This window comes from Ruegeria sp. CF3 (assembly GCF_056537365.1).
Genome location: NZ_JBQFRK010000001.1, coordinates 925720 through 943087 on the forward strand (window position 1 = coordinate 925720; position 17368 = coordinate 943087).

The window sequence follows — 17368 nt, forward strand, 5'->3', positions numbered from 1 at the left end:
CCATGTGGGTGACCCTTGCGTAAAAAACTAAACCGAACTATTCAGTTCAGTATGGAAAAGACATGGCCACAGCCCCATTTTAAGGGATAGCGGCTAAAGCCGACCGCGCGAACAGATCTGGAGATTCTACCGCATGCGATTGATTTCATTCGTTAACGCCATTTTGGTTATTGTTGCGTTGTATTTTCTTGTTTTCGAGCGCGACGCGCTGTTTGCGTTTGCAGGTCGCGGAGACGAGCCATCCGAGACCGCGACCGAGGCCTCGGAATCGGTGCAATCACCGGACTCGATCGGCGTTGTCGTGCTGCGCTCGACTGCGCGCGAGATCGGCAGCGCCGTTCAATTACGGGGTCAGACCAAGGCAAACCGCCAGGTCGAGGTCCTTGCCGAAACCATTTCGACAGTCCTGTCCGAGCCCAAGCGCAAAGGAGCTTTTGTCGAAGCAGGAGATCTGCTGTGCGAGCTTGACCCCGGAACCCGGCCCGCGAGCCTGGCCGAAGCCATGGCAGCCAAGCTTGAGGCCGAAAGCCGCGTTCCCGAGGCCGAAGCGCGCCTGGAAGAAGCTCACGCCCGTTTGGCTGAAGCCGAAATCAATCTGAAAGCAGCCCGCAAGCTGTCGGAAACCGGGTTTGGATCAGAAACGCGCCGTATCTCAAGCGAAGCCGAAATGAGCACTGCCGAGGCCGGAATCAAATCCGCCGAGGCCGGTCTGGAAGCTACGCAAGCCGGGATTGAAGCCGCCACCGCAGCAGTAGCAGCCGCCCAGCGCGAGATTGATCGCCTGACCATCAGCGCACCGTTCAAGGGTCTGCTTGAAAGTGATACTGCGGAATTGGGCAGCCTGATGCAGCCCGGCTCGCTCTGCGCAACCGTCATCCAGCTCGACCCGATCAAGCTGGTGGGTTTTGTGCCTGAATCAGAAGTGAATCGGATCATTGTCGGATCGATGGCAACTGCGCAGTTGGTTACGGGTCTGCAGGTCGAGGGGCGCGTGACCTTCCTCAGCCGTTCGGCCGATGAAACCACGCGGACATTCGAGGTCGAGATCACAGTGCCAAACCCGGAACTGCTGATCCGTGACGGCCAAACCGCCAACATTCAGATCGCGGCCGAAGGGGTCAAGGCACATCTGCTGCCCCAATCCGCACTGACCTTGAACAATGAAGGTGAGCTTGGTGTTCGCACCGTGGTAGCCGACAATGTCGTTGATTTTGTTCCGATCCGCCTTCTGCGTGACACCGCTGATGGTGTATGGGTTGGTGGCCTGCCGGAAACTGCTGATATCATCGTGATCGGGCAGGAATTCGTCACACGTGGTGTGACGGTCGCGCCGACATACAGGGAAGTATCGCAATGACGGGTATCGTCAGTTGGGCCGCAAGCCGTGCCAGAATGGTGCTGGCTTTCATCGCGATTTCGCTGGTTATCGGCGGGTATGCTTATGTCGGGCTCCCAAAAGAGGGTGAACCCGACATCGATATCCCGATGCTCTTCGTGTCGGTGCAGTTTCCAGGGATTTCAGCCGAGGACAGCGAAAGCCTGCTGATCAGGCCGATGGAAACCGAGATGGCCGATCTCGACGGGTTGGACACGATGACGGCCACCGCCGCCGAGGGCTACGCAGGTATTCTGCTGGAGTTCGAGTTCGGTTGGGACAAATCCGCCACCATCGCGGATGTTCGCGATGCCATGAACACCGCGCAGGCTGATTTCCCTGATGGGGCTGAGCAATACACGATTACCGAGGTCAACTTCTCTGAGTTTCCCATCGTCATCGTTAACCTGACCGGCCCGGTACCAGAGCGTACAATGGCGCGCGTTGCCAAAGATCTGCAGGACGAACTTGAGGCGTTGGACGCAGTGCTGGAAGCTGGCATTGCCGGAAACCGCGATGAAATGCTTGAGGTCGTGATCGACCCGCTGCGGCTTGAGGCCTACAACGTCACGGCCGCCGAACTGATCAACGTTGTGCAAAACAACAACCAACTGATCGCTGCAGGTGAGGTCGAGACCGAACAGGGCACGTTCTCGGTCAAGATCCCGTCGTCATTTAAGACTGCTCAGGACGTCTATGGCCTGCCCGTAAAGGTCAACGGAGACCGCGTAGTCACCTTAGGCGAACTGGCCGAAATCAACTATACGTTTGAAGACCGCGCGGGCACGGCCCGGTTCAACGGCGAACCCACCGTCGCGCTGCAGGTGGTCAAGCGCAAAGGCTTCAATCTGATCGACACCGTTGCGCTGATCAAAGCCACTGTCGCCGAAGAACAGATCAAGTGGCCAGCCGAGCTGCAGGCCGCTGTTGATGTGGGCACCTCGAACGACCAAAGCCGCATCGTCGATTCAATGGTGCGCCAGCTTGAAGGATCGGTTCTGACCGCCGTCGCGCTCGTGATGATCGTGGTGCTGGCTTCGTTGGGAACACGCGCCGCGTTGTTGGTGGGTTTTGCCATTCCAACCTCGTTTCTGTTGTGCTTCGCCTTCCTCGCGATGATCGGGGTCACCATCTCGAATATGGTGATGTTTGGCCTGATCCTTGCCGTGGGCATGCTGGTCGATGGCGCCATCGTTGTTGTGGAATATGCCGACAAGCGCATTAAAGAAGGCGTTGGTCCGATGCACGCCTATGTCGAGGCGGCGCAACGGATGTTCTGGCCGATTGTTTCATCGACGGCCACTACACTGTGTGCATTTCTTCCGATGTTGTTCTGGCCCGGTATCCCCGGCGAGTTCATGAAGATGCTGCCCATCACGCTGATCTTCGTTCTGTCGGCCTCGCTGATTGTGGCACTGATCTACCTGCCGGTCGTGGGCGGTGTCTCGGGCCGTATGAGCCGCAGTTTCGAGCGCAGCTCGAACTGGCTGCGAGCCCGCACGCCTTGGTGGCTGCGAGTGCTTCTGGTACCGCCTTCACTATATATGATCTTCCTCGGCGCGATGCAGGTTTTGAACCCTAACTATCTGCTGCCCGGCGGTTCAATTGCTGGCGTGCTGCTGTTTCTGTTCGGCGCCTTTGCTGGGTCGGTCACGCTGAGTGCTGCCAAGATCGAACGCGCCCCGGATGAACATGTTCATACCGCTAAAGAGCACACGCCCTTCGGTTATGTGATCAAGTTCTTGGTCGGCAATCCGGTCATGCCGGTGGTGTCCATCGCAGTCGTCTTTGCGGCGGTGTTCTGGGTCGCATTCATCATATTCCCGCAAAACTCTCGCGGTGTTGAATTCTTCGTGGAAAGCGAACCGGAACAGGCCACGGCCTATGTCCGGGCACGCGGCAACCTGTCTCTGGCTGAAAAGGACGAAATGGTTCTTGAGGCCGAGCGCGTGATCAGCGAACACCCGGCGGTGATCAACGTATTTGCCTTTGCGGGCGAAGGCGGGCTCAATCAGAACAATGGCGGTGCAGAAGCCCCCGCCGACACAATTGGTCGCGTCCAGTTCGAGCTCATTCCTTGGGAAGATCGCCCAATCAGCTCTGAACAGATTACCGGTTGGTTCTGGGGACCGATTGCAGGTCTACTTGGCTTTGCAAAGGAAGAAGTCGCGGCGGAATATGACGGCAATTTTGTTCTGGACGAACTAACCGCAGAGCTGGCAACCCTTCCTGGCTTTATCGTTGATCTTCAGGCGCTGGAACAAGGTCCCGCTTCCGCCAAGCCCGTTCATCTGCGCATAAAAGGCGATAGCTGGGAGGATCTGACGGCCGCGACCGTCACAGCACGAGAAGCCTTTGACACCACACCCGGCTTGATCAAGATCGAGGACACCCTGCCCCTGCCCGGCATCGACTGGCAGATCGACGTGGACGTGGCCAAGGCGGGTCGATTCGGCGCGGACGTCGCAACCGTTGGCGCGATGGTACAGCTTGTGACGCGTGGCATCTTGCTGGGTGAAATGCGACCGGATTCAACCGATGAAGAGGTAGAAATCCGCGTCCGCCTACCTGATCAGGATCGCGTCCTGTCAACGCTGGATACGCTGAAAGTTCGCACACCGGACGGGTTGGTCCCCCTGTCGAACTTCGTCACCCGCAAACCCGTGGCTAAGCTCGCCGAGATCAATCGCGCGGATCAACAGCGCTACTATGACGTTAAAGCGGATGTCGAGCCTGGGCTGAGCAAGATCGTGACCACCGGTCCTGACGGTGCAGAGCTGCGTTTGGCAACCGTGCGCGCGATTGGTGAAGGTGCCACACCAACTGGCAGCACGATTACCAGCGCGGACGGGGCAGAGTTCGAACTCGTTCAACTAACGGGTGCCGAGAACGTGGGTGAAGTGCGGTCCGCCATCGAAAGCGGTGACGCTCGGTTTGCCCTGATCAATCCGAACGAACGAATTGCCGTGCTGACCGAGTGGCTGGAAACCGATCCTTTTGGTCGCACCATCACTTGGGAGTGGACCGGCGATCAGGAGGATCAGGCTGAAAGCCAGGCGTTCCTGTCCAGCGCATTCCTGGCAGCACTGGGTCTGATGTTTGTGATCCTGCTGGCGCAGTTCAACTCGTTCTACAATTCGGTGCTGGTGCTGCTGGCCGTGGTTCTGTCTACGACCGGCGTGTTGCTGGGCATGATGGTAATGCAACAACCGTTCTCAATCATCATGACCGGGACCGGGATCGTGGCGTTGGCCGGTATCGTGGTGAACAACAACATTGTTCTGATCGACACCTATCAGGAATATAGCGGCTATATGTCTCGCATTGATGCAATTGTCCGCACGGCTGAGGCGCGCATCCGTCCGGTTCTGCTGACTACGCTGACAACAATGGCGGGTCTGACCCCGATGATGTTCGGCCTGTCGCTGGATTTCATCGGCGGAGGGTATTCGATCGACAGCCCCACGGCACTGTGGTGGAAACAGCTGGCCACGGCGGTGGTCTTTGGCTTGGGTACCGCCACGGTGTTGACGCTGATCGTCACGCCTTCATTCCTGGCGCTACGGGTGTGGGTCACAACTTACGCGGTATGGCTGGGTAAGGCGCTGGCACGCGCCACGGCGGGCCGATCCAGCCAAATCGCGCAGGACATGGCAATCGGCCAAAGCGCGAGAGATGTGCAAGCAGCCGAAATGATCTGGACCGATGAACAGGACAAAGCTGCCCCTGATCAGAGCGCTCAGGACGACCGCCCTGATCATCCTCCAACAACACCGTTGAAGGCGGCGGAATAAAAAAAGGCGAGCCTTCGGGCTCGCCTTTTCGTTTCTGGCATGGCCGTTACTCGACGAACGCGTATTCGCCCAGATCGCACAGGTTCAGACCATAATCTTCAATCGATTCTCCGTCGCTGAAAATACCACGGATGTCATAGACACAGGTGGTCAGCCCGTCCGCAATAAGGACGTCTACTTCGTAATCCGCGCCCAGATAACCACTCTCAAGCAGGTTGCCTTCCCAGCTACCGGACGAGGCCGGAGACACGTTGAACTCAACCAGGTCATAGCTGGTTTCGTTGATAATCAAGAATTCCAGATCCTCGGCTGCCCCCGAAGTGGCCATCAACAGTGTTGCAGTCAACGCTGCTGCTGCTCGCATTTTCATGAAGTTTTTCCTTGTCTGTGTTTCGGTCTGCAAAGTGTCGCGGTGGCGGGTCCGCGTCAAACGGAAACCGTACCACAGCAGCCGATTTTCTTTTCAAACCGATCCGCACAAACATTGGCAGTCAAGGCTGTCGGGCCTAGGCCGCTTCGCTGTCGGCCTGTTGACGGTTCCATAGCTGGGCATATCGCCCTTCGCGGCTGAGCAGCTCATCATGCGTGCCCTGCTCAATGATCTCACCACGTTCCAGAACGACGATCCGATCGGCCTCGGCAATGGTGCTAAGGCGGTGTGCGATGGTGATCACCGTCCGCCCCTCACCCGCTCGGGCCAAAGCATCTTTGATGTCCTGCTCGGTATCCGTATCCAAGGCCGAGGTCGCCTCGTCCAACAACAGGATCGGCGGGTTTTTTAGCAAGGTTCGGGCGATGCCGACACGTTGCTTTTCACCGCCTGATAGTTTCAGGCCGCGTTCGCCGACCTTGGTATCGTACCCTTCTGGCAGGCTGACGATGAAATCATGAATCTGCGCGGATTTGGCGGCGGCCTCTACATCCTGCTGGGTCGCGCCTTCACGCCCATAAGCGATATTGTATCGGATCGTGTCATTGAACAGGACCGTATCCTGCGGAACGACGCCGATCGAGGCATGCAGGCTTGACTGGCTAACATCGCGCACATCCTGCCCGTCGATTTTCAGCGACCCGCCGGTGACATCGTAGAACCGAAACAGGAGCCGCCCGATTGTGGATTTCCCAGACCCGGTGGCGCCGACAATCGCAACGGTCTGACCGGCTGGTACGGCCAAGGAAACGCCCTTGAGGATTTCGCGATCAGGCTCGTATCCAAAGCGGACATCTTCAAGCGTGACCTCCCCACCATTTACCTTCAGGTTCGGGGCGCAGGGTTTGTCCATCACTTCTGCTGGCTGTTCCAACAGATCAAACATCTGCCCCATATCCACCAGTGACTGACGAATTTCGCGGTACACCGTGCCAAGAAAATTCAGCGGTACGGTTATCTGGATCATATAAGCATTAACCATCACGAAATCGCCGACGGTCAGCGCGCCCTTCTGCACGCCCATTGCAGCCAGAACCATCACGCCAATCAGGCCGCATGTGATCAGGAACGACTGGCCAAAATTCAGGAATGCCAGCGAATAGGCCGTCTTCAGCGCGGCCTTGGCGTAACCTTTCATCGAAACATCATACCGTTCGGCTTCGCGGGTTTCGGCATTGAAATACTTGACTGTTTCGAAGTTCAGCAGGCTGTCGATGGCGCGCTGGTTGGCCTCGGTATCCTGATCGTTCATCTCGCGCCGCAGCTTCACGCGCCACTCGGTCACCGCAAAGGTGAACCATATGTAAAGCGCAATCGTCACCGCGACGACGACCAGATACCAGACGTCGAATAACCAAAGCAGGATGATCGACACCAGAAGCAATTCCAGGATCAGCGGCCCGATTGAAAACAGCAGAAACCGCAACAGAAACTCAACGCCTTTCACGCCCCGCTCGATTATCCGGCTGAGACCGCCCGTGCGCCGGGTCACGTGATAGCGCATCGAGAGCTGGTGAATGTGCTGGAACGTCTCAAGCGCCAGCGCTCGCAGCGCGCGTTGCCCAACCGGCGCAAAGAACGCATCCCGCAATTGCTGGAAGCCAACAGTCATCATGCGGGCCACACCATAGGCAACGGTCAATCCGATCGCACCCAACGCAAGCGGCGGTACACCTTCGCCCGCCAAACCATCCACGGCACCTTTGTACAGGATGGGAGTATACACAGCGATCAGCTTGGCCAGCACCAGCATCGCCATCGCCAAAATGACACGCCGTTTCACCCATGGCTCGTCCTCGGGCCAAAGATAGGGCGAAACCTTGCGGATGGTTCGCCAGCCCGAACGATGCTCGTCCGTGTCGGTTTTGATCGCGGATGGTTGTCTCATCACGTACCTTAACTGCGGTCAGAGAATTGCCCTGGCCCAGTTGGGCCAGTGGTCATGTTTATTCAGGAATGGTGAAAATCTGCCCTGGATAGATCAGGTCAGGATCACGGATCGAATCTTTGTTGGCCTCGAAAAGTTTGACGTACAGCACACCGTCACCAAACCGGTCGCGCGAGATCGCCCAAAGCGTATCACCCTTTTGAACCGTGACCGAGCGGATCGCCGGAGCGTCGGTTGAGGCCTCACCCGGATTGGTGGTTTCGGTCGCGCGCAGGACCTCGACGGGTTCGCGTTTGAACGGCGTCTCAAGCCTGCTGACCACAGTGCCATCAGGGGCAACCTCATCCACCCTCAGAGTGTACACTCCGGGGTCAATGCCCTCGACCTCGCCGCGCCATTGCCCGTCAGTCGCCGGTGCAATGTCGGCCACAAGCTGGTTGTCCAGATACAAGCGTACGGCCGATCCATCCTGCGCCCGCCCGGTCAATTCCACATCACCCGCGTCCGAATAGCCAATCGTGTCCAGGGCAATCTGCTCTGGCGGCGTATCCTGAACAGTGGGTGCTTGCAAAAGTTCAACCCCTTCTTCGCCCGAGCGCAGGATCGCAACCTGCTGGTCAGGCGCGTCGCCTGATTCCGGCTGAGTTTCAGTCGCGGGCGCGGTCTCATTCACAGGTGGCGTTGCGGCACCTGCAACTTCTGGTTCATTCTCTTCGGTTTCAACTTGGTTGGCTGCTTGCTGATCGGTTGTTTCCGTATCCGTCGTCTGTGCCTCGGCAACCTCTTCGACCGGCTCATCGGCAGCGGGCTCCGACACGGCCGGTGGGGCCGGTTCGGGCAGCGCCGCGATCAGATAATCATCTGAACGGCTGGTGTCTTCGCCTCTCCGGGTCTCAAGAAAAAGCCCGCGAGCGTCGTCTGCAAACGGGATCGATACAAACTCGGCGAACTGGCCGCTGTCATCGACGGTGAAGCTGTGAACAGTCTCACCGTCCAGCAGAACACTGACCTCGGACCCCGGTTCGGCATTGCCGGACAGTACCGCGTTTCCATCGGACTCAACGAATATCTGATCCAGAACCGGCGCGGCCAAAACCGGAACATCCGCTTCTTCGCTATCCGGAGTTTGATCGGAAATCTCGGGCGGTGTGTCTTCAGCAACAGATTCGCCGGCTTCCGCCGCCTGGCTTTCGGGCTGCGCCTCCGCTGGCTGGGTTTCCGGCTCGGCGACCTCCGCAATCGGCTCGGATGTTTCAGTCGCTTCCTGCTCAGCCTGCTGTTCCGGCCCGCCGAACAGACCGGACAGGTACAACCCGCCCGCAACGAGCACCACAACGATCCCGGCAACCAGCCCCCATATGAAGGTACCAGAACCTCCGCTTCCCGATTTGGCGTTCATTCTTTTCCTTTCACTCCGCCCGGGAAATGCCCAGTTTGGCGCGCATTTCATGGAGCGGTTGAGCCAACCTATCAATCCCGCTATCAGGGGTCAAAACCCCTAACACAAGAGCAGAGAGCCCTACCTATGTCCCAGAAATCCGTCTGTGTGTATTGCGGGTCACGCAATGGTGTGAATCCTGCCTACTCCGCCGCTGCCCACAGCTTTGGAACCTTGTTGGCCAACGAAGGCTGGCGGCTGGTCTACGGGGCCGGAGATGTGGGTCTTATGGGCGAGGTCGCGCGGGCGGCACAATCGTCCGGCGGCGATACATTTGGGGTGATCCCGGTGCACTTGCTTCAGCGCGAGGTCGGCAAGACCGACCTTACCCGGTTCATCGTGACCGAGACGATGCACGAGCGTAAAAAAGTGATGATCATGAACGCGGATGCCGTAGTTGTCCTGCCCGGCGGCCCCGGATCATTGGACGAACTTTTCGAAGCACTGACATGGCGGCAACTGGGGCTTCATGACAAACCCATTCTGGTGATGAATGTTGACGGGTACTGGGACACGCTGCACACGCTGCTGGATCAACTGATCGGTCAGGGGTTTGCAGATGGTTCTCTGGCAGAATTCATCACCTGGGTCGACACACCGGATGCGACCATGTCCGCGCTTCGCAAATTACTGAACTAAAAAACTGGCAATCGGGCGGCGCAAGCCGCCCGATTGTCGGCATTCGTTTAGGCAGGTTTTGCCAATCGGGTCTTCAGTATCCGTTCGACCTTGTGCAAAGGGTGGTTTGTGAGTGTTTTGTCAACCTCGGCCACCACCTTTGCCAACACTTCACTGTGCAGCCGACGGCGCAACAGGCCCAGAACATGCGGACTGGCAACCAACACCAATCGTTTATAGGCCCCTTTCAGCCCCTTGCGATTCAGAAGGTTCGCCACATCCTGAACGAACAGAGATTTTGCGTGGGACTTCCATGTCTCCTCTTCAACTGCAGATTTCTGGTTCGGTCCCGTATCGGGTCGCCGCCCTGCCCTGTCACTTGGCTTTGTCGGTGCTGCGTCCTGTTCTTCGACCGACACGACGACCAAGTTGGGGTCCTGTGCGTCCGTGATATTCTCCATCACCAGCGCTTTTTCCCCATCGGCGATGATAACCCATGTTCCCTGTTCAAGTGCAGCCATTCGTGATCTCCTGTATCGCTTAGGTTGGCCTTCGCCTGTCCCTTAGACACACCTGTTTAACGATGCGGCGTTGGTGTTTCGCTCGCATTTTGATAGGTTTATGGTTGATTGGCGGTACTCTCCCTCCGCCTACTTTACGTAGGTGCTGAAAGGCCGTGCACAATAGGTGGGATAATGAAAGTTGACGTACCGGCAGGTTTTTACCGGCCACCCATCAATTCATAACAAAAAGCCCGCCAGCATCACTGCCAGCGGGCCATTCATTAAGTTCTACCAAGTGGAAATCACATCCGCGAGGCAACGTTTTCCCAGTTCACCAGGTTGTCGAGGAAGTTCGACAGGTAGGCCGGACGCTTGTTGCGGAAATCGATGTAATACGAGTGCTCCCACACATCACAACCAAGCAGTGCGGTTTGACCGAAGCACAGCGGGTTCACGCCGTTTTCAGTTTTCGTCACTGCCAACGAACCGTCGGCATTCTTGACCAGCCACGCCCAGCCGGAACCAAACTGACCGGCACCGGCAGCGCTGAACTGCGACTTGAATTCGTCAACCGAACCAAAGCTCTCGGTCAGAGCCTTCTCCAGCTCACCGGGCATCGCGTTGCCACCGGGGCCCATCATCTCCCAGAACTGGTTGTGGTTCCACAGCTGGCTGATGTTGTTGAAGATACCGTTCTGCGCGACAGCATTTGCGTCGTATGTGCCAACGATGATCTCTTCCAGTGACTTGCCGTCCCACTCGGTGCCGGCGATCAGCTTATTGCCGTTGTCGACATAGGCCTTGTGGTGCAGGTCATGGTGATATTCCAGCGTTTCCGCGGACATACCCTTGGCTGCCAGCGCGTCATGTGCATAAGGAAGATCAGGAAGTTCAAAAGCCATCTCGGCCCCCTGTTGAAAATGAATGTTGCGGTTCCAAAGGTTAAATGCTTTGACAGCCGCCGCAGGTCAAGGGCCGCAACACAAAAACCCGGAGGTCCGCGATGCTGACACAGGCGCACAAAATGTTCTATCGCGCCCGCGGATACTATGCGGGCAACTTGAACGGTGAACCCTTTCGCCTGGACCCCTACCACTCGAAATTCTGGCGCAAGGTATCAGCCGGGGAGTGGGAACCCGAGACATTTTCGGTGCTGGACCAATATCTGTCGCCCGAACAGGACTATCTTGATATCGGTGCATGGATCGGCCCCACGGTCCTCTATGCCGCGCGCCGCGCTCGCCATGTGTGGTGTTTTGAGCCTGACCCAGTGGCTTACCGCCATCTGGTCTGGAACCTAGAGCTGAACGACATCCGAAACGTATCAGCCTTCAGCATCGCCTTGTCAGATGGGTTTGGAGTGACACGAATGGCTTCAGCGCACGGAGAGGCAGGCGATTCAACGTCATCATTGCTCCACGAAGGAAGCCATGGCACCGACGCACTTACCATCGGTTGGGATCAATTTTCTGAGTCCGTCGACCTGACTGATGTCTCTTTGGTCAAAATGGATATCGAAGGCGCTGAATTTTCGGTCCTGCCTTCTATGCTGCCTTGGTTAGAAAAAGATAACCCTGCGCTGTTTCTCTCAACGCACGCACCTTATCTGAGCGCAGACAACCGCAGCGCGGCCATGAAAAAACTATCAGAAGACCTGGCTTTCTATAGCCATTGCCACGACCCACACACAGGCGAAACCGGCAAGTCAGCCCTCACGGGCAAGCGTGCACTCACTCAATTCCCGACATTCCTGTTCAGCGAGAACCCCTGACACCCGAACCAGAGATCCGGCCTTCATCTCGACAGAAATACCTTGGGAGTGAGGCCGCAGGCCGAGGGGGCAAAGCCCCCTCACCCACATATCATCAGGCGATCAGGGCTTAATAAACCCCGACCTCGCTGCCGGGCTGCGCCGCAACCTTCAGCAATTTGAACGCATAGTCCGCCGCAGAGCGGAAGCAGACGATGCGGAAAGTCTCAGCGTCGTCCATCCAGAAGGCACCTGCCACTTGCGCCAAACGCGAACGGCGGATCTGGCCGGGTTGGAATGCCTCGGCCGACAGCTCAACCGGAGCCAGCTTGCCCAATACCTCGCGCGCGTTCGCGCCCGAAACGCGGAATACGGCCCGCGCGTCGGAGACGTTGACCGCCAGTGCGTGCGTACCACTTAGCGCGTTGGTCATCGCGGCGAGTTTGGCCTCGACCTCGGCATAAGGCACAAGCACCAGCAATTCGTCGGTGGACATCCAGCAAACACCGGTGTCGCCATTCACAAACGCTTCACGCTGACCGGGCACTTTCTGCCCGGTGGCGTCTTTGACAACCTTAGCCAGTACCTTATCCGACAGATCACCGCGCAGTGTGATCATGCCCTGTAGGCCGCATTCCTCGATCTTGGCGATGCCATCATATGAGGCGTGGTTCAGTGCGCTGATGGGTTCAGACATTCTGCTTCTCCCCGTCCTTGTCATAGAAGATCGGGTCCACGATCTTGGCCTTGTAGGTTTTGCCGTCAGTGCCCGGGAACTCGACCACTTCGCCCATCCGGTCGGGGCCGTGTTTGATCAGGCCCATGGCGATGCCTTTACCCAGATTGGCCGAGTAGTAGGTCGAAGTTACGCGACCGATCATGTTGCGCTGACCGTTCGCATTCACGCCCTCGCCCACCGCATAGGCACCGTCCGGTAGAACCGATCCATCCACAGTCTCAAGACCAACCAGTTTCCAGCGCTCAGGATCGGCCATATGGGTCCGCGAATGGGCGCGTTTTCCGAGGTAATCCTCTTTCTTTTTGGACAGCGCCCAGTGCAGCCCCAGATCCTGCGGGATCACGGTGCCGTCGGTCTCATCGCCGATCATGATAAAGCCTTTCTCGGCACGCAGAATATGCAGACATTCGGTGCCGTATGGCATCACTCCGAACTCCTGCCCTGCCTCGATCAGAGCGTCCCAGAACGCCTGACCTTGGCTTGCAGGGACCGCGATCTCATAGGACAGCTCACCCGAGAACGAGATACGGTAGGCCCGCGCGTCGAACGCGCCGATCTTGCCATCGCGCCATTCCATGAAGGGCAGCGCCTCTTTCGACAGATCCATGCCGCCCAGCTTCTCAAGTACCTTGCGGGCGTTCGGACCTACCACGGCGACCTGCGCATATTGCTCGGTGACGTTCGCGACGTAGACTTTCCAGTCCCACCACTCGGTCTGCAGCCATTCTTCCATGTGGCCATGGATACGCTCGGCCCCGCCGGTGGTGGTGTGGCACAGCCACGTGTCCTCATCGATGCGGGCAACAACGCCGTCGTCGATCAGGAAGCCATTCTCGGAACACATCAGGCCATAGCGGCATTTGCCGACCTTCAGCGTGGACATCATGTTGGTGTACATCATGTCCAAGAACTTGCCTGCGTCGGGGCCTTTGACGATCAGCTTGCCGAGGGTCGAAGCGTCCAACAGCCCGAGGTTTTCGCGGGTGTTTTTAACCTCGCGATTCACCGCATCATGCACGGATTCTCCGGGTCGCACATAGGCATAGGTTCGACGCCAATGGCCGACCGGCTCCCAATCGGCCCCGTTCTTATCGTGCCAGTTATGCATCGGCGTTTGACGGATCGGCTGGAACACCTCACCACGCGCTTCACCACCAATCGAAGCCATCGAGATTGGAGTATATGGCGGGCGGAAGGTGGTGGTACCGACCTTCGGGATCTCCGAATCCAGCGCATCAGCAAGGATTGCCAGACCGTTGATATTACTCAACTTACCCTGATCCGTTGCCATGCCCAGCGTGGTGTAACGCTTGGTGTGCTCGACACTTTCATAGCCCTCGCGCGCAGCCAGTTGCACGTCCGAGACCTTGACGTCGTTCTGGAAGTCCAGCCACGATTTCATGCGCAGATCAATCTCGGCATTAGAAGGCATGAGCCAGACAGCGGCCATTGGGGCCTCGGCCGTAGTCTCACCAACTGGCGCTTTGGTGCGCTTCGCGGAGAACCCGGCCGCCTTCGCTGCCGCTTTGCCGGCAGTATCTGCATCCTTCAGGACATCCCCCAGGGCCAGCGGGCCGTTCGAAGCCCCTGCCGCCAGAACAAAACCTTCACCGTCTGCCCCCAGCGGAGGACGTGAAGGATCGGGGCGGAAATGCGCGTTCGCCTCGTCCCAGATCAGCTTACCGCCGCAATGCGACCACATATGCACGACCGGAGACCAGCCACCTGACATGGCAATCGCATCGCATTCGACCTCTTCCCGGGCGCCTCCGATCCCCTCTTGATTGCAGATCGCAACTTTCTTGACCCGCTTGCCGCCTTTGACCTTTGCGATCGCCTTGCCCGGATCGACGCGGATACCCAGCTGACGCGCCTCTTCGGCCAGAGGTCCGGCGGTGTCGCGCGCATCAACCACGCGCAGGACATCGACACCGGCCTGTTTCAAGGTAATTGCAGTCCGGTAGGCGTCATCATTGTTGGTGGCGACAATCACACGCTCGCCCGGCGTCACGCCCCAGTTGACCACATAGTCGCGCATGGCCGAGGCCAGCATGACACCAGGCACATCATTGCCTGCGAATGACAGCGGACGCTCAATCGCACCGGTCGCGGTCACGACCTGTTTCGCACGAATGCGCCACAGGCGGTGACGCGGCCCCTGAACACCCGGCTTGTGGTCTGTCAGTCGCTCATAACCCAGTACATAACCGTGGTCATAGACCCCCGCACCCATGCAGCGATTGCGCATGGTGACGTTGTCCATTGTTTCGAGATCGGAAACCAATTGTTCCACGAACTTATCCACAGGCTCGCCATTGATGGTTCCGCCATCAACCGGAGCGCGACCACCCCAGTGCGCAGTCTGCTCGATCAGCATCACCTTGGCACCGGTTTGGGCTGCCACCTTGGCGGCCTGCAAACCCGCGATACCACCACCAATCACCAAGACATCGGTGAAGGCGTAAAAATGCTCGTATGTGTCCGCGTCACGGTTGTCCTTGTCGGGCGCTTTGCCCAAACCCGCCGACTGGCGAATAAACGGCTCGTAAACATGTTTCCAGAACGGTTTCGGATGGATGAACATCTTGTAATAGAATCCGGCTGGCAGAAACCGCGACAGATGCGTATTGATCGCGCCGATGTCGAACTCGAGGTTCGGCCAGTGGTTCTGTGATGCGGATGTCAGACCATTGAACAGCTCTGTCGTGGTGGCGCGCTGGTTCGGCTCAAACCGGTTGCCCTCACCCAGACCGACCAGAGCGTTTGGCTCTTCCGCGCCACTAGCGACCACGCCGCGCGGGCGGTGATACTTGAACGACCGGCCCATCATCATCTGATCATTTGCCAGCAAGGCAGACGCGAGCGTATCGCCCTCGTAGCCCTGCATCGAGGTGCCGTTGAAGGTGAAGTTGACCTTTTTCGACCGATCAATCAAACGGCCATGTTTTGCGAGACGGGTGCTCATGATGCGGACCTTTCGCAGGCGGTATTTTGGATGGCTGTACAGATCATTTGTACTCTCTCCACGTCCAGCCGGGACGCTTGGCGGTGATGGCGTCCTTGATCTCTTGGGGCGGCTCGGTTGTCTGCGCCGGATAGGTGCCAAAGACCTCAAGCGTGTTCGTACAGCGCGCGGCGTGGAACCACTTGCCGCACCCATTGGCATGGCGCCAGCGTTCGAAATGAACGCCCTTGGGGTTTTCGCGCATGAACAGGTAGTCGTGGAACTCATCATCTGACGAGCCCGGGCCATAACGCTTCAAATGCGCCTCGCCACCTGCAGCCAGTTCAGTTTCTTCGGCTTCGACGCCGCAATAAGGGCATTTCAAGATCAGCATGTGATCATCCTCTTGGCAGCAGGCGAGACGTATCTGCCTGCAAATTCTGCGTGACGGGCGTGCGAGATTTTTCGACGAAAAATCTTCATCAGTGCGCCACCCCGGCCGCGACGCTTTCGTCGATGAAGCGGCCTTCTTTGAAACGATCCAGCGAGAAGGCTTCGGTCAGTGGTGAATGCCCCGTGGCCATCAGCTGAGCCATTCCCCAGCCCGATCCCGGAATGGCCTTGAAGCCGCCGGTGCCCCAGCCCGCGTTGATAAAGCAGCCATTAAGCGGTGTTTTTGACAGGATGGGTGAACGGTCGCCGGTCATATCCACAATACCGCCCCACTGGCGCAGCATTTTCAGGCGCGAGATCATCGGGAAAGTTTCGACCAATGCGCGTACCGTTTCTTCGATATGATGGAAGCTGCCGCGCTGGGTATAGTTGTTGAACCCGTCCGTGCCACCACCAATCACCATCTCGCCCTTGTCGGACTGAGACATGTAGCCGTGTACGGTGTTCGCCATCACAACGACATCCATACAGGGTTTGATCGGCTCGGACACCAACGCCTGCAGTGCAACGGCTTCCAGTGGCAGACGGAAGCCCGCCATCTCAGCCAACTGGCCAGAATGCCCCGCAACCACGATGCCCAGCTTGTCACAATCGATGGCACCTTTTGTGGTATCGACCCCGACAACACGACCGTTTTCGGACCGGACGCCGGTGACTTCGCATCTCTGGATAATGTCCATACCCATGGCCGAGCATGCACGGGCATAGCCCCATGCCACCGCATCATGGCGCGCGGTCCCACCACGTTCCTGCCAAAGCCCGCCCAGAACCGGATAGCGCGGACCTTCAAGATTAATGATCGGCACCAGCTCTTTCACGCGCTCGGGCCCAATCCACTCGGTCTGAACCCCCTGCAGCGCATTCGCATGCGCAGTACGCTGATAGCCGCGAATCTCGTGCTGGGTCTGCGCCAGCATGATTACGCCACGCGGACTGAACATGATGTTATAGTTCAGTTCCTGGCTCAGATCTTCGTAGAGACCGCGCGCCTTTTCGTAAATCGCCGCTGACGGGTCCTGCAGATAGTTCGATCGGATGATGGTCGTGTTCCGACCGGTGTTGCCACCGCCCAACCAGCCTTTTTCTATTACGGCGACGTTCTGGATGCCGTAGTTCTTGCCAAGATAGTAGGCTGTTGCCAAACCGTGACCGCCGGCCCCGACGATAATGACGTCATAGCGCTTCTTAGGCTCCGGCGAACGCCATGCGCGCTCCCATCCGGTGTGATAGCGCAGCGCTTCGCGCGCTACAGCAAAGGCTGAGTAGTGTTTCATGTGCGAATCCGTCCGGTCTTCGATGATTGGGCGCAGGTATGCCGTGCCCGTACATTTTAACCCTGCCGCGCAACGCCGCAATAATGCACTATTGCGACATGAGCGCCCTTCGCGGCTATTTGTCCCTTTTTTCCATGCGCCGACAGGTCTAAGTCAGGGCAA

13 protein-coding genes are annotated in these 17368 nt (G+C 57.9%); 4 read left to right on the forward strand and 9 right to left on the reverse strand.

The annotated features are described in order from the left end of the window. The first annotated feature begins 133 nt into the window (after nt 1-133). Entirely contained in the window at nt 134-1357 is a 1224-nt protein-coding gene (locus tag ACR0KC_RS04695) for an efflux RND transporter periplasmic adaptor subunit (RefSeq protein ID WP_170403249.1), read from the forward strand. Further along, nucleotides 1354-5169 carry an efflux RND transporter permease subunit gene (locus ACR0KC_RS04700; RefSeq protein ID WP_480705187.1) on the forward strand — a complete coding sequence of 1272 codons (3816 nt, stop codon included), beginning with the start codon at nt 1354-1356 and terminating at the stop codon, nt 5167-5169. The genes ACR0KC_RS04695 and ACR0KC_RS04700 overlap by 4 nt, the downstream gene beginning before the upstream one ends. Nucleotides 5170-5215: 46 nt before the next feature. Here the strand turns inward: ACR0KC_RS04700 and ACR0KC_RS04705 are convergent, their stop codons facing one another. The 3 genes from ACR0KC_RS04705 to ACR0KC_RS04715 form a co-directional block, all read right to left on the reverse strand. Next, nucleotides 5216-5539, reverse strand: coding sequence for a hypothetical protein (locus tag ACR0KC_RS04705; RefSeq protein WP_480771542.1), 324 nt, complete (start codon nt 5537-5539; stop codon nt 5216-5218). A gap of 136 nt (nt 5540-5675) precedes the next feature. Next, entirely contained in the window at nt 5676-7487 is a 1812-nt protein-coding gene (locus ACR0KC_RS04710) for an ABCB family ABC transporter ATP-binding protein/permease (protein WP_480705191.1), read from the reverse strand. A gap of 58 nt (nt 7488-7545) precedes the next feature. Continuing rightward, a complete protein-coding gene (locus ACR0KC_RS04715; protein ID WP_170396359.1) occupies nt 7546-8886 on the reverse strand; it encodes a LysM peptidoglycan-binding domain-containing protein in 1341 nt (446 codons plus the stop codon). Between the two features lie 126 nt (nt 8887-9012). Here ACR0KC_RS04715 and ACR0KC_RS04720 point away from each other — a divergent pair, with 126 nt between their 5' ends. Beyond that, nucleotides 9013-9564, forward strand: a complete 552-nt coding sequence (locus ACR0KC_RS04720) for an LOG family protein (protein ID WP_170422288.1) — start codon at nt 9013-9015, stop codon at nt 9562-9564. A gap of 47 nt (nt 9565-9611) precedes the next feature. Here ACR0KC_RS04720 and ACR0KC_RS04725 read toward each other — a convergent pair whose 3' ends face one another. Continuing rightward, a complete protein-coding gene (locus ACR0KC_RS04725; protein ID WP_170396355.1) occupies nt 9612-10064 on the reverse strand; it encodes a baeRF12 domain-containing protein in 453 nt (150 codons plus the stop codon). 284 nt (nt 10065-10348) lie between these two features. Further along, nucleotides 10349-10948 (reverse strand): superoxide dismutase, encoded by a 600-nt coding sequence (locus ACR0KC_RS04730; RefSeq protein WP_113789565.1) that lies wholly within the window; start codon nt 10946-10948, stop codon nt 10349-10351. 101 nt (nt 10949-11049) lie between these two features. On the opposite strand from ACR0KC_RS04730, the gene ACR0KC_RS04735 reads away from it, so the two are divergent. Then, complete coding sequence (locus ACR0KC_RS04735; protein ID WP_480771543.1) at nt 11050-11817, forward strand: FkbM family methyltransferase; 768 nt, start codon at nt 11050-11052, stop codon at nt 11815-11817. A gap of 109 nt (nt 11818-11926) precedes the next feature. Here the strand turns inward: ACR0KC_RS04735 and ACR0KC_RS04740 are convergent, their stop codons facing one another. From ACR0KC_RS04740 to ACR0KC_RS04755, 4 genes are all read right to left on the reverse strand, one after another. Continuing rightward, nucleotides 11927-12493: a sarcosine oxidase subunit gamma family protein gene (locus tag ACR0KC_RS04740; protein ID WP_170396351.1), complete on the reverse strand. Its 567-nt coding sequence runs from the start codon at nt 12491-12493 to the stop codon at nt 11927-11929. Then, nucleotides 12486-15500, reverse strand: a complete 3015-nt coding sequence (locus ACR0KC_RS04745; protein WP_480791089.1) for a sarcosine oxidase subunit alpha family protein — start codon at nt 15498-15500, stop codon at nt 12486-12488. The genes ACR0KC_RS04740 and ACR0KC_RS04745 overlap by 8 nt, the downstream gene beginning before the upstream one ends. A gap of 43 nt (nt 15501-15543) precedes the next feature. Next, nucleotides 15544-15873 (reverse strand): sarcosine oxidase subunit delta, encoded by a 330-nt coding sequence (locus tag ACR0KC_RS04750; RefSeq protein WP_170396347.1) that lies wholly within the window; start codon nt 15871-15873, stop codon nt 15544-15546. An 88-nt stretch (nt 15874-15961) separates the two neighbouring features. Next, complete coding sequence (locus tag ACR0KC_RS04755) at nt 15962-17206, reverse strand: sarcosine oxidase subunit beta family protein (protein ID WP_170396345.1); 1245 nt, start codon at nt 17204-17206, stop codon at nt 15962-15964. Nucleotides 17207-17368: the final 162 nt, after the last annotated feature.